We start from the raw sequence: 14,082 nt of genomic DNA, 5'->3' as shown, positions 1-14,082 counted from the left end.
CCTTTTCTTAATTAACAGGAATGCAAAAAAGGCGGGAATACTCCCGCCTTTTTAAACTTCTTCTTCGTCCTCTTCTTCTGAAACGGGCTCTCCAAATACATTTGGTGGATCTGGTTGATAATACATCGTTCCTGGCTGTGGTGCATATGCAGACTGAGTTGGTTGATAATATAAAGGATTCGCATATTGCGGACCGCCTGGTTGTGGACTATATAGTCTACTTTCTCCTCCGCATCCACAATCTTCCTCACCCTGCACAAGCGGCGGCATGTTATTATCCATTGGCATCATATTCGGGTTTGGCATAGACGTATGTTGCGGTCCAAACGGCGCTCCTTGCTGATATGGCATTTGATATGGATTTGGTTGTTGATAATACGGATTCGGCGGCATCATGGGCATTTGATAGGGCATCATATTTGGTGGTTGATTGTTATCCATACTCGGCATCATATTCGGCATTTGATTGTTATCCATAATTGGCATTATATTCGGCATTTGATTGTTATCCATGATTGGCATCATATTCGGCATTTGATTGTTATCCATAATTGGCATCATATTCGGCATTTGATTGTTATCCATAATTGGCATCATATTCGGCATTTGATTGTTATCCATAATTGGCATCATATTCGGCATTTGGTTATTATCCATAATTGGCATTATATTCGGCATTTGATTGTTATCCATAATTGGCATCATATTCGGCATTTGATTGTTATCCATGATTGGCATCATATTCGGTGGTTGATTGTTATCCATAATTGGCATCATATTCGGCATTTGATTGTTATCCATAATTGGCATTATATTCGGTGGTTGGTTGTTATCCATGATCGGCATTATATTTGGCATTTGAATATTTGGCGGTATGACTTGTGGAATAACTACATTTTCTTTCGATACATTTGGCGATACTATATTTCCTACATTCTCTTTCTTCACTTGTGGTGACACTATATTTCCTACATTCTCTTTCTTCACTTGTGGTGACACTATATTTCCTACATTCTCTTTCTTCACTTGTGGTGACACTATATTTCCTACATTCTCTTTCTTCACTTGTGGTGACACTATATTCCCTACATTTTCTTTTTTCACTTGCGGCGATACTATATTTCCTACATTTTCTTTTTTCACTTGCGGCGACACTATATTCCCTACATTTTCTTTTTTCACTTGTGGTGACACTATATTCCCTACATTTTCTTTTTTCACTTGCGGCGACACTATATTCCCTACATTTTCTTTTTTCACTTGCGGCGACACTATATTCCCTACATTTTCTTTTTTCACTTGCGGCGATATTATATTATTTTTTTTCGTTTGCGGAGAAATGATATTGTTAGGTTTCATTTTACTAATTTGAGGAGCAATTAACTCGCTTCCTTTTTTTATTACATCTGAAATTTTATATTCTTTTTTCGGTTTTATTGGTGGTTGTGGCGGCTGCGGTAATACATTTACCGAAAACTTCGTGTTTTCTTTTTCCGCCGGTTTTTGTTTTTCTATCACAGGTGGTTTTTGAATAACAGACGGTTTTTCTTTTTGAATTGGCTGTTCTTTTTGCACCTCTTTTTGCGGTTTCACCTGTACTTCTTTTTGCGGCTTTACCTGCATCTCCTTCTGTGGTTTCACCTGTACTTCTTTTTGTGGCTTTACTTGCATCTCTTTCTGCGGTTTTACTTGCACTTCTTTTTGTGTTTGTTGCATAGCTGGCTGCTGTGTAATTGGTGCTGATTGATACGTAACTTCTTCCTCATCTTCTATTCCAAGCGGAGTTGGTGTTGCTGCAAATTCTTTTTGCTGCACTTCTTTTACGTATTGCTTTGGAGGCGCTGAACCTGCTCCAGCCTGTTGTTTCATGTGAACACTCTTTGATGGCACTTTAATTTTCATACCTGGCATGATTAAATCTGGATTACTAAGTTGTGTATTTGTTTTTTTCAACGTGTCAAAATCCACTCCGTACTTTTTCGCAATTTTCCAAAGGGTATCCCCTTTTTGCACGATATGAATTTTCAAATTTTCCCCCTCCTGTATAACTTATCTATAAGTAACAAATCTCTTAAAGTAACTCTTTCTAAATAACATTAACTTCTTTTCACTTTTATCACTTCTTCGATTTTCAATATCATTCGAAGTGGAATAAGCATAAAGAACCACAATGATTTCTTCAAAACAATGTATGCCCATTTCGTTCTCGTTATGATTATATGTATGAAAAAAAGCAACGGGAATACCGTTGCTTTACACACGCTCTAACATACGATTTAATGCAAGAACTGCTTCTGCCGTTACTTGTTTGTCTACGCTAATAACGTTAATTTCTTCTCCTCTTTCTATCGTTTCAAGTGTCCATAATAAGTGAGGCAGATCAATTCGATTCATCGTTAAGCACGGACACATAAATGGATTAAGCGAAACAATTTCTTTATCTGGATGTTGCTGAATAATTCGATTTACTAAATTCATTTCTGTACCAATCGCCCATTTGCTACCAGATGGCGCTGATTCAATCATATCAATAATATATTTCGTTGAGCCTGCATAATCTGAAGCAGCTACAACTTCATAGCAACATTCTGGATGTACAATAATATTCATATTAGAATGATTTTTTCGTACACTCTCAATATTCTTCACTGTAAAATTTTGATGAACAGAACAATGTCCTTTCCATAAAATCACTTGAATTTCTTCTATATCCCCATCGTAATCTAATGAATCTGTGTGTGGGTCCCATACTGCCATTTTATCTAACGGGATACCTAAATCGTGCGCTGTATTTCTCCCTAAATGTTGGTCTGGTAAAAAGACGAGACGTTCTTTTTGAGTAAACGCCCAAGATACCATTTGCTTTGCATTAGAAGAAGTTACTGTTGCTCCTCCGTTACGACCACAAAACGCTTTAATTGCAGCTGTAGAGTTCACATATGTTAACGGAATCAACGTATCTCCAAATAATTTCGTGAGCTCTTTCCATGCTCTTTCTGTTTGTTCAATATCTGCCATATCCGCCATCGAACAACCTGCACGCATATCTGGTAAGATGACAACTTGATCATCTGTAGTTAACATATCTGCTGTTTCCGCCATAAAGTGCACCCCGCAAAACACAATATATTTTGCATCTTTATTGCTCGCTGCAACTTGCGCAAGCTGAAGTGAATCCCCTGCTGCATCTGAAAATTGTACCACTTCATCTTTTTGATAATGATGCCCTGGAATGAATAACATTTTCCCCATTTTCTCTTTAATTTCACGAACACGCTTTTCCATATCTTCCGTTGACATTGTGTAATAACGCTCTGGTAACATCGTTTCAATTGGCTGTACTTTTTCTAAAATACTCATATACGTTTCTCCCCCTCTAAGCCACTTTCCTTACTCTTTAATATTGAAACTAATATCAAGTGCTTTCACTGAATGTGTTAACGCTCCAAGTGAAACATAATCTACCCCTGTTTTTCCGTATTTCGATAAATCTTCAATTGTGATGCCTCCTGAAGCTTCCGTAACGATGGCACTTGGTACAATCTTTGAAAACTCCCGGATTTCATCTGGCGTACGATTATCGAACATAATAATATCCGCACCAGCAGCGACAGCCTCTCTCACCTGTTCCTCAGTTTCTGTTTCCACTTCTACTTTCACCATATGTCCTAACTTTTCTTTCACTGATGTAACAGCTTTTGTAATAGAACCAGCAAAAGCAATATGATTGTCTTTAATCATGACACCATCATATAAACCGAAGCGATGATTAAATCCACCGCCGCACACGACTGCATACTTATCAAACATACGCAGTCCTGGCATCGTTTTTCGCGTATCACAAATGCGAGTATAGCTACTATCTAAAGCAAGAACCGCTTTACGCGTCATCGTCGCTATTCCACTCATACGCTGAATAACGTTTAATATAACGCGCTCTGCTGTTAATAACGATGCGATTGGACCTTGCACTGTTGCAATAATTTCTCCTTTTTCTACAAGATCCCCATCTTTTTTATGAAGCTCTATTTCAATTCTCTCATCAATTAATTTAAATCCTGATTCAATTACTAAACATCCTGCAAAGACCCCTGTATCCTTCGCAAGAAACGTTCCTTTCGAAAGCAAGTTATCTGGAAAAATAAGCTGAGATGTTACATCTCTTTCTCCTATATCTTCTAAAAAAAATCGGTTTAATGCTTCTTTAACTTTTATCGTGTTCATAAAGCCCCTCTTCCCCTCATCACACAAGTTGTAATTTTCTCTTTACTCGAACAATCTCTTTCTTTCCTATATTTCTATCTGGATAATCACTCCGGTAATGCCCGCCAATACTTTCTTCTCTTTGCAAGGCTGACACAACTATAAGCTCACAAACCGTTAACATATTAATAAGTGTTATCTCTTCATTCGTAAGAACATCATGTTGTAATATCATATTTCGAACACCATACTTACTAAACCATCTCTTCGCATAAGATAAACTTTGCTCTGTTCGCACAATCCCAACATATTTCATCATGCATTTTTGTATTTCTTCTTTCGTCGGTAAATGATTCAGAACGATGAACTTTGCTTCCTTTTCAGCTAGCATGTTCACCTTTTCTTTTGTCTCTCTAGATAAAATGTGTCGTCCGATTCTTTTTCCAAACACAAGACCTTCTAATAATGAATTACTCGCTAATCTATTTGCACCATGAACTCCGTTACAAGCTACTTCACCGACTGCGTATAAGTTCGGAATAGACGTCTCTCCATCACAGTTCGTTTTCACGCCGCCCATGTGAAAATGAGTACCAGGCACGACTGGAATAAGTTTTTTATTTATATCGACTCCATTTGTTTTACATATCGATGACACGGTCGGAAAGCGTTGTTCAAAGTTTTGAATCATTTCGATGTTTAAGTACACTTTTTCACCCGCAAGTAGCTGTTCATGAATAGCCCGTGCGACTACATCACGAGGTGCTAGATCCTGTTCGGAATGTATATCCATCATAAAACGCTGCCCTTTTCCATTTATAAGGACAGCTCCTTCTCCGCGAACAGCTTCGGACACGAGGCCGGAACAACGCCCACCCGCGTATAACATCGTCGGATGAAATTGTATAAACTCTAAATCTACAAGCTCTCCGCCTGCACGGTACACCATTGCAAGTCCATCGCCTGTAATCGTCTCATCATTAGAAGTAAAGGCGTATAAACCGCCAATACCGCCTGAAGCTAACACCGTATAATCTGCATTGTAACGTTTCAATTCTCCTTTATTGTTGCGAGTTAAAGCCCCAACACATTTATCTTTTTCTATAATAAAATCGAGCACCATTTCCTGTTCCACTACCGTAACGTATGGAGCTACTTCTTGAATAAGATGCTCTAATAAATTCTTTCCTGTTGCATCGCCACCTGCATGTAAAATACGACGTTTTCGATGCGCTCCTTCTTTTCCAAGATGAGGACCTGTTTCATCCCCATCAAATTTCATTCCTCTTTCAATAAGGTTATTAATTTCTTTCGGTCCCTCCTCGACTAAATAACGGACCACTTCTTCATTGTTATAATGACAACCTGCTACTAATGTATCTTCAAAATGATCATTAGGATTGTCATAGGTAGCTACCGCTGCGGCAATTCCACCTTGAGCTAAATGTGTATTATTATTATGTTTCGTCTCCTTTGTGATAATAATCACATTCTTTTCGTGACAAATCTCTTTTGCAACACGAAGTGCCGCAACACCACTTCCAATAATTAAGACATCTGCACTTGGCATAATTATTGCCTCCTACTTTACACTTTTCAACTGTCTTGACACCTATATTTACATAGTTTTAAAATAATGACAAGAGTTTTTTTATAATTCTTATTTTCACTACCATTAAAAAAGTAAAAGAACTGTAACTCTTACTAGAGAGAGGAACTTACATGATGATATATCTTGACTATGCAGCTACTACACCTATGAGCGAGGAAGCATTACAAACATATATGAAAGCAGCGTCGCAATACTTCGGAAATGAACAAAGTTTACATGATATTGGAGGAACAGCTGCTTCTTTATTACAAGTTTGCCGAAAAACATTTGCGGAAATGATTGGAGGAAAAGAACAAGGAGTATTTTTCACAAGTGGCGGATCGGAATCAAACTATCTTGCGATCCAATCACTTCTAAATCCCCGAACTAAGAAGCATATTATTACGACACCTATGGAACATGCATCCATTCGAAGTTATTTTCAATCTCTAAAATCAAAAGGCTATACGATCACTGAAATTCCTGTTGATAAAAATGGACTCATTTGTTTAGTAGATTTAGAGGCAGCTATTACAGAAGATACTGTGCTAGCAAGTATACAGCATGGAAACTCTGAAATCGGAACCGTTCAAAACATTACAGAAATCGGGGCACTTTTAAAAAAATATAATGTTTTATTTCATACGGATTGTGTGCAAACGTTTGGTAAACTGCCTATCCATGTTTTTGAGATGGGGATTGATAGTCTTTCTGTTTCAGCACATAAAATATACGGACCAAAAGGTGTCGGCGCTTGCTACATAAATCCGCAATCGCGCTGGGAGCAAGTATTTCCGGGAACTTCTCACGAAAAGGGATTTCGCCCAGGTACAGTGAACGTTCCCGGCATCGCATCTTTTTTAACAGCTGCTGAAAATATATTAAAAACTCAATGGGAAGAAAGTTTACGTTTTAAAGAGTTACGCTCCTACTTTTTAGGGCAAATACAAACACTTCCGCTAGAAATTGAAGTAGAAGGTCATTCTACTTCTTGTTTACCACATATTGTTGGGGTTACAATAAAAGGAATAGAAGGTCAATATACTATGTTAGAATGTAATCGCCATGGTATCGCCATTTCCACCGGAAGTGCTTGCCAAGTCGGTAAACAAGAACCTTCGAAAACTATGCTTGCAATTGGAAAAACGTATGAAGAGGCCAAACAATATGTCCGCTTCTCTTTCGGACAACAAACAACGAAAGATCAAATTGATACTACTATTCATGCACTACACACAATTGGAAATCAATTTTATAGAGGTGTTAAATCATAATGAAACAAAATGACCAAAAAAAGATTTTAGGCGAAGAAAGACGACAGCTTATCCTTCAGTGGCTTCTCGCTGCAAATGAGCCGTTATCTGGGAATGAACTATCGAAGAAGACAAACGTAAGTAGACAAGTTATCGTGCAAGATATTTCCTTGCTTAAAGCACGAAACGAACCAATTATTGCGACTGCCCAAGGCTATTTATATTTAAAACCACAAGAGAAACAACAAGCTTTTGAACGCGTAATCGTATGCCAGCACAAACCAGCAGAAGTACGTCAAGAACTTACAATGCTTGTTGACCATGGCGTTACGATTAAAGATGTAAAAGTTGAGCATCCTGTATACGGCGACTTAACAGCATCAATTATGGTAAGTAATCGATTTGATGTAGAGCAATATTTACAAAAAATCGAAAACACAAATGCTTCCTATCTATCGCAACTAACAGACGGTATTCACTTACATACAATTGAAGCAGATTCTAAAGAAAAGTTAGATGCTGCTTGTGAGGCGTTAGATAAAGCAGGATTTCTCGTTTATTAATGTAAAGCACAGAGTTTTTTATCATCCTCTGTGCTTTTTTAATGCTATAATATTGTAATCAATCGTAAAGGAGATCAAACATGGGAATTGAACTCGTTCACTTTAGCATTGGCAAACCGAAACAAATGAAATATGGCGAAGATAAAGAAATGATAACAGGTATATGTAAAGACCCTACAGAAGAGGCCTTTCTCTCAAAAGACGGATTTCGTGGTGATGACGTAGCGGATTTAAAACATCACGGCGGTCCTGATCGTGCTGTTTGTGTGTACCCACACGAGCATTACGCACTATGGGAAGAGGAATTTCAAACTACGCTTCCAGCTTCCACATTTGGCGAAAACATTACCGTAACAAATATGTTAGAGCGTGATGTTTGCATCGGAGATACATATCAACTAGGTGAAACAATCATTCAAGTGACACAAGCAAGAGTACCTTGTAGCACAATTTCAAAACGTCTTGGCATCCCTGGCATACTGCCACGCATTGTAGCAACTGGATTTACAGGCTACCTATGCCGCGTTCTTCAAGAAGGTACTGTACGTAAAGATTCTAAAATTACATTACTAGAACGTCAACCGAGCAATGTTTCTGTCTTGTTCTCTAACGAAATTTATTTTCATAATAGAAAAGATAAAGATGGTATTGAAAAAATTCTTGCCGTTCCAGAACTAGCTGATATTTGGCGTGGTCAGTTAGAAGATCGTCTTGCGAAGTTAAAATAAAGAATCCCACCTTCTGCAGGTGGGATTTTATTAATCTATTAAAAAATATATTAGGCAATGAAATGATATTGACGATTAGACAAATACCAACATTCCATCTACATCTTACAACCAATAAGAAGAATAACTCCCCAGCACAGTAACAGAAAAACCGAGTGCTTCAAGTTCCATCGTTACGCCTGGCAATAATACGTCATCGTATGCTTTATCAACATCAATTAAGAAAAAGTAATTTCCAAGACCTGTTTTCATCGGACGCGATTCGATTTTTGATAAGTTTAATTTTCTCCATGCGAAAGCTGATAACACTTGATATAGGGCACCTGCATAATCTGCAGGTAACGTTATCATAAGCGTCGTTTTCTCTCCGCGATTCTCTCCGTTATTCGGGAGTACTGCTTTCTTTTTCTTATGGAGTACCAAGAAACGTGTGTGATTATTTTTATGCGTATGAATACTACGTCTCACAATTGTTAATCCGTATTTTTCTGCAGCCGCTTCATTTGCAATAGCGGCAATTTTCTCTTCAGGATGTTCTTTCACATATTGCGCAGCAGCACTTGTAGATGTCATATCTCGAACAGTTACTCCTTTTAATTCTTCATTTAAAAATTTATGGCACTGTGCAATGGCATGCGGATGAGAATGCACTGCATATACTTCATCCCACACTTCTGCATACTGCGGATGTACAAGTAAATGCTGCTGAATTGGTACTGTAATTTCTCCTACAATGGAAAGCGGCTGCTCATGTACAAGGTAATCAACCGTTATATTCACTGAACCTTCTATTGCATTTTCTAACGGTACAACTGCGAAGTCTACATTTTCATTTGCAGCTGCATCTATACAATCTGGAATTGTTCGATATGGTACATGCTCTGCTTCCGGAAAAAAACGACTCACCGCCATATTTGTAAATGTTGCTTCTGGTCCTAAATATCCTACTCGAATCATCGTCTTTTCCCCTCTTTTTCGTTTTCTTACTGTTATACCATACTTTTTTATATTCTTCTATATAAATTTCGAATATTAAAAAAAAGACTAGCGTTCGCTAGTCTAAATGTTTCTTATATTCTCTTTGAGCGAAGAAGAAATAAATGATACATGCTGCGATATAAAACAGAATGAACAAACCTACTTTTCTTAATGATCCATCCATAAAAAGCGTATTATGAAACGTATATAAAGCAACTGCACTATGCATACTCCCTACTATAATTGGCGCAAAAAATAGCATACATAATTGCCAACGAGAAATTTTCCATACTTCTTCCTTCGTCATTCCAAGTTTAGAGAGTGCACCATACTGCTTTCGGTCCGATGCAATATTATGGAACCATTTAAAATAAACGATACTACATGAAGTAAGAAAGAATAATATACTAATAAATGAGCCTACAAATAGAGTAATATCGCCGCCTTCTTTCATATTTACATACAACTCCATATTGCTTCGAAATGCATTATTATTATCTTGTTTCATATGTTTCCGTAAATCTTCATTTAATTTCTTCGTCTTTTCGATATTTGGTAATGTGTAGCCTCTATATATCATTTTTTCAGAATCAGGAACCTGATTTGCTATACTATCAAAATCTTCATCATTCATAACGAAGAACAGACCATTAATGTACGAAGGGTGATGGTTAAATTGAACCCCTTCTTTCTGACCGTTAAATACGAATTGATATGGTTGATTCATTACTTGCAATTGAATCTCTTTTTGATTATATACATTCGAATTATTGTATTTATTATAATAAACGAGTGTCACTGTACCTTTTTTAGGACGATACGTTTTCTGTTTTTGTTCCCTTGCTTCTTGGTTATATTCACTTTCTTTTATAAGTGGTACTATTGTTGTTTCTCCTTTACTAGACTGAAAGGATGCATACACTCCAACAAAACTCATATATTGAAAATCGTCATACCCATATTGATGCAGTAATTTTTCAACCGCACCTTCCTCAAAGACTTCATGAGTAGAAATACCTTTTTCTATGTACGAAAACGAGTGTACCCCTCCAGTTCGCCACATATCTTGCATGCTAGAAAAATATAAGAACACCGTACCTGTTGCTGTAACTACAAACGTCGTTGCCATAGACATCAGAAAGAAAAAGCGACCATTTTCCTTCATTCGATGTGACAATTGATTCACTATAAATAAATAAGGATATGTATACATAATCTTTTTATTTCTCTTTATTATTTCTAACATTTGGGTAGCTCCATGTGTAAAAGAAAAGTACGTTCCAAAAAAGACAAGTATAGACACAGGGAAAAAGTATATCGCTATCGTAGCCATCGTCACTTGTAGCGCCAATGCATACCCGCCCACTAAACAAGCAAAACCGAATAAACAGAGCCACTTTGATGTTTTCTTCTCTTTTTTATCTGTTCGAAATTCTTTCAATAACCGAATGATTTTTATATTCCATATACGTAAAGCACTTATAAAAGATAACAAAATAAAAACGACCATATATGTAATAAATGTTACACCAATCGCCCTTACGTCAAATATGACAGGGAGTTCTTTCGGAAGCCCCAGTAACATACTAAATACCATAAAAAAGAGCTTTAAAAATATCATACCAAGCCCAATACCGAAAATATTCGCGAAGACCCCGATTAAAATTTGCTCGGTCATAATCACTCCTATTACGTTAGACTTCGTTGCTCCCATTAACATATATAACCCTAATTCTTTCTTACGTGCTTCTATGAAAATAGAAGTAGAGTACAAAATAAATATGACGAAAAAAGAAATGATTATAACATTACATATGATAAGTCCCCAGCGTACGTTTTGATACCACATCGTCTCTTGCATATATGGATGCACAATGACAGACATATATGCGTAAGAAGCAAATATTGCAAAACAACTACTTAAGAAAAACACTTTATAATTACGCCAATTTCCTTTTATATTTTGCAGCGCTAGTTGCCGAATGTTCATCTATCGTCCTCCTGTAACTTACTACATAGGCAAAAAGCTAGAGGTTCCCCTAGCTTTTTACGTGTTTTAAATATCCTCTTTGCGCGATCATAAAGTAAATGGCAGAAGCTAAAATGTATGCTCCAATTACAAGCGCACCTGATTTCCACAAATTAATATAAAGCATTTTTCCTAACGTATGAAGAGCAAATCCACTATGAATGGAACCGATTAAAATTGGGATAAAGAAGATAACTCCCATTTGTCGAATCGCAATTTTGTGAATTTCTTTATCTGTCATACCAATTCTCTTTAACGATTTAAATTGAATACGATCTTGTTCTTTATCGTTAAACCATTTAAAGTATGTCATACTACAAGCGAAGAAGAAGAACAGTACCGCTACGAAGAAACCGATGAACATTGTAATTGCTCCACCTTCTCTTATATCCTTATACGCAAACACTGAATTTCTCAATTCCCCTTGCTTTTCTGGTACAATTTCATTTTTCAAATCTAATACAAGGTTTTCTGTACTTTTCCAATCCTCAATATAATAACCGTAATATTTTGTCTTTTCTTCATCTGGTACGAGTGTTGCATATTTCTCAAAATCTTGATCATTTACAATGAGATATTCACTATCATTAAAAACAGAATACTGCGTTGGATTATTTAATTGAACAGACTGCTTTTGTCCATTAATTGTAAATTCATACGATTTCGTACGATCTATCTTCATCAGTTCATTTGACATATCAACCATAACCATCGTTGCACTACCTGGTGCATTATGAACTTCTGTAGGTTGCTCTCTCTTTTGTTTGCGCACTTCTGCATTATATTCTTTTTCTGAAATAATCGTCATCGGTACTTCATGTTCACTATTAAACAACGTTATTTTCTGTGTTGCCGGTAGTTTAACGTATGTTACTTTTCGCGCATCTTCAAACCCGTGTCTCTTCACAAGCTCCTGTACCTTTTCTTCATTAATAAGGTTATGCGTATTTAACCCCTTTTCCTCATATGAAATAGCATGTGGTGTAAGTTCTACCGTTTTCGCACTCATATTTTCAAAATATACGTACAGTGTACCCACCGCTGAAGATACTACCGCCGTAATGATAGAAATTACAAATAGAAAACGAGCATTATCTTTCATTTTATAAATAAGGTTGCTAAGGACGAACATATTTGGGTACGTATAAAAAGATTGCTTTCTTTTTTGTAATGCTTTTAATACAACTGTACTACCTTGTGTAAATAGTAAATACGTTCCGCCAATTGTCAGTCCCACCACCGGTAAAAAAAGGATGAGGAAATTCAGAAACGTTACTTGGAAGCTAAGTACATATGCAACAATAATACATCCTATACCAACTACACATAACCATGTAAATGCAAACGGCTCTACTTTTTGCTTTCTTGCCTCTCTTAATAAATCAATAATTTGCAAGCGTCCTACTGTCCAAACACTAAACAATGATAGGATTAAAAATAGAATAAAGTATACACCAGCTGTAATAAGAACTGCTTTACTATTCCAAACAAGTGGAAGTGTCTTATCTATTTTTAATAATACGCTTAACGCTTGGAAAAATAATTTTGAACAAAGCATCCCAACCCCAATACCAACTACAATTGCAATACTACCTAACATCAGTTGCTCTAATATAATCATTCGGCCGAGCTGCGATTTCGTTCCGCCTATTAATGTTAGTAGACCAAACTCTTTTTTTCTTGCTCGTAAAAACGTTGAATTTGCATATAAAATAAAGAGTGCCGAGAAGATGACCACAATATAATTCATCGATTCTAATCCTTTTGTGATCATCTTTCTCATACTAATATTACCGCTTACGACATCTGGATGATAAATAAAAGAAGCATACATGAAAAATACGACAATCGATAAACAACTACTTATAAGAAACGCTTTATAGTTACGCCAATTTCCTTTTACGTTATTAAGCGCGAGCTGGCGAAAGTTCATGATATTCTCCTCCTAGCATCGCAAGTACGTCCAGGATTTCTTGGAAAAAGGCTTGTTTCGTTCTTCCTTTATGTATTTCCGAGAAAATTTCTCCATCGCGTATGAAAAGGATACGTTCACAATAACTAGCCGCTACTGGATCGTGCGTAACCATTGCAATCGTTACTTTCTTTTGCTCGTGTAAATCTTGCAGAGCGCCCATTAGCGATTTTGCTGACTTCGAGTCTAAGTTTCCAGTTGGCTCATCTGCTAAAATTAACGTCGGTTCATGAATGATTGCTCTCGCTGCTGCTGCACGTTGTTGTTGTCCCCCAGATACTTCGTATACTTTTTTATTTAAAATTTCTTCGATGTTTAAAAACTTCGCAATTTCTAGTACTTTCGCATCGATTTCATTTACAGATTTCTTCGCCATTACAAGTGGTAAAATAATGTTTTCTTTAATGGATAACGTATCAAGTAAATTAAAATCTTGGAAGATGAACCCTAAATGTGTACGGCGAAACTCCGCTAATTTTGCAGCACGCATTTGATTAATTTCTTCACCATTTACAAGCACATGACCTGAAGTTTGCTTATCAATTGTTGCTAATAAATTTAAAAGCGTCGTTTTCCCACTTCCTGAAGGACCCATAATCCCTACAAATTCGCCTTCTTCTATTTTAAAATTTATATCGTTTAAAGCAGTCGTCGCTACTGAACCTTTTGATTGGTACACCTTCGTTAATCCTTTTACTTCAAGAACACTCATTTCTAATCCCCCTACGTGTTTTCTTCTTACATTTACTATAAGAAAAATAAGAA

Annotated in this window: 11 protein-coding genes; 3 read left to right on the top strand and 8 right to left on the bottom strand. The window is 36.7% G+C overall.

What is annotated here, in order from left to right; all coding sequences use genetic code 11:
- Positions 1-51: 51 nt before the first annotated feature.
- The 4 genes from exsA to nadB form a co-directional block, all read right to left on the bottom strand.
- Positions 52-2,028, bottom strand: a complete 1,977-nt coding sequence (exsA, locus tag B9A45_RS07185) for a spore coat assembly protein ExsA (RefSeq protein ID WP_084063961.1) — start codon at positions 2,026-2,028, stop codon at positions 52-54.
- Between the two features lie 225 nt (positions 2,029-2,253).
- Entirely contained in the window at positions 2,254-3,360 is a 1,107-nt protein-coding gene (nadA, locus tag B9A45_RS07180) for a quinolinate synthase NadA (protein ID WP_084063960.1), read from the bottom strand.
- A gap of 30 nt (positions 3,361-3,390) precedes the next feature.
- The gene (nadC, locus tag B9A45_RS07175) at positions 3,391-4,224 is read right to left on the bottom strand and encodes a carboxylating nicotinate-nucleotide diphosphorylase (protein WP_084063959.1); all 834 of its coding nucleotides are present in this window, start codon (positions 4,222-4,224) and stop codon (positions 3,391-3,393) included.
- A 19-nt stretch (positions 4,225-4,243) separates the two neighbouring features.
- Entirely contained in the window at positions 4,244-5,773 is a 1,530-nt protein-coding gene (gene nadB / locus B9A45_RS07170; RefSeq protein WP_084063958.1) for an L-aspartate oxidase, read from the bottom strand.
- Positions 5,774-5,925: 152 nt separating this feature from the next.
- Between nadB and B9A45_RS07165 the strand changes: the two genes are divergently transcribed.
- The 3 genes from B9A45_RS07165 (at position 5,926) to B9A45_RS07155 (ending at position 8,338) form a co-directional block, all read left to right on the top strand.
- Positions 5,926-7,068 carry an IscS subfamily cysteine desulfurase gene (locus B9A45_RS07165; protein ID WP_016111795.1) on the top strand — a complete coding sequence of 381 codons (1,143 nt, stop codon included), beginning with the start codon at positions 5,926-5,928 and terminating at the stop codon, positions 7,066-7,068.
- Positions 7,068-7,610, top strand: a complete 543-nt coding sequence (locus B9A45_RS07160) for a transcription repressor NadR (RefSeq protein ID WP_000812240.1) — start codon at positions 7,068-7,070, stop codon at positions 7,608-7,610. The genes B9A45_RS07165 and B9A45_RS07160 overlap by 1 nt, the downstream gene beginning before the upstream one ends.
- 80 nt (positions 7,611-7,690) lie before the next feature.
- On the top strand, positions 7,691-8,338 hold the full coding sequence (locus B9A45_RS07155) for an MOSC domain-containing protein (RefSeq protein WP_000510668.1): 648 nt from the start codon (positions 7,691-7,693) through the stop codon (positions 8,336-8,338).
- A 105-nt stretch (positions 8,339-8,443) separates the two neighbouring features.
- On the opposite strand, the gene pheA is transcribed toward B9A45_RS07155, so the two are convergent.
- From pheA to B9A45_RS07135, 4 genes are all read right to left on the bottom strand, one after another.
- The gene (gene pheA, locus B9A45_RS07150; protein WP_000621701.1) at positions 8,444-9,295 is read right to left on the bottom strand and encodes a prephenate dehydratase; all 852 of its coding nucleotides are present in this window, start codon (positions 9,293-9,295) and stop codon (positions 8,444-8,446) included.
- A gap of 97 nt (positions 9,296-9,392) precedes the next feature.
- Complete coding sequence (locus B9A45_RS07145) at positions 9,393-11,306, bottom strand: ABC transporter permease (RefSeq protein WP_084063957.1); 1,914 nt, start codon at positions 11,304-11,306, stop codon at positions 9,393-9,395.
- Positions 11,307-11,355: 49 nt separating this feature from the next.
- Entirely contained in the window at positions 11,356-13,278 is a 1,923-nt protein-coding gene (locus B9A45_RS07140; protein ID WP_084063956.1) for an ABC transporter permease, read from the bottom strand.
- Entirely contained in the window at positions 13,253-14,029 is a 777-nt protein-coding gene (locus tag B9A45_RS07135) for an ABC transporter ATP-binding protein (RefSeq protein ID WP_000114529.1), read from the bottom strand. The genes B9A45_RS07140 and B9A45_RS07135 overlap by 26 nt, the downstream gene beginning before the upstream one ends.
- Positions 14,030-14,082: the final 53 nt, after the last annotated feature.

It is taken from the genome of Bacillus sp. JKS001846 (assembly GCF_900176455.1).
In the GTDB taxonomy this organism is placed as follows: domain Bacteria; phylum Bacillota; class Bacilli; order Bacillales; family Bacillaceae_G; genus Bacillus_A; species Bacillus_A cereus.
Note: the sequence above shows the minus strand (reverse complement) of the source record. Positions and strands in the feature narration are given on the sequence as shown.

Coding starts and splice junctions, on each gene's coding strand:
- nadB (WP_084063958.1), bottom strand. CDS start 5,773: ATGCCAAGTGCAGATGTCTTAATTATTGGAAGTGGTGTTGCGGCACTT.
- B9A45_RS07145 (WP_084063957.1), bottom strand. CDS start 11,306: ATGAACATTCGGCAACTAGCGCTGCAAAATATAAAAGGAAATTGGCGT.
- nadA (WP_084063960.1), bottom strand. CDS start 3,360: ATGAGTATTTTAGAAAAAGTACAGCCAATTGAAACGATGTTACCAGAG.
- B9A45_RS07165 (WP_016111795.1), top strand. CDS start 5,926: ATGATGATATATCTTGACTATGCAGCTACTACACCTATGAGCGAGGAA.
- pheA (WP_000621701.1), bottom strand. CDS start 9,295: ATGATTCGAGTAGGATATTTAGGACCAGAAGCAACATTTACAAATATG.
- B9A45_RS07155 (WP_000510668.1), top strand. CDS start 7,691: ATGGGAATTGAACTCGTTCACTTTAGCATTGGCAAACCGAAACAAATG.
- B9A45_RS07140 (WP_084063956.1), bottom strand. CDS start 13,278: ATGAACTTTCGCCAGCTCGCGCTTAATAACGTAAAAGGAAATTGGCGT.
- B9A45_RS07135 (WP_000114529.1), bottom strand. CDS start 14,029: ATGAGTGTTCTTGAAGTAAAAGGATTAACGAAGGTGTACCAATCAAAA.
- B9A45_RS07160 (WP_000812240.1), top strand. CDS start 7,068: ATGAAACAAAATGACCAAAAAAAGATTTTAGGCGAAGAAAGACGACAG.
- nadC (WP_084063959.1), bottom strand. CDS start 4,224: ATGAACACGATAAAAGTTAAAGAAGCATTAAACCGATTTTTTTTAGAA.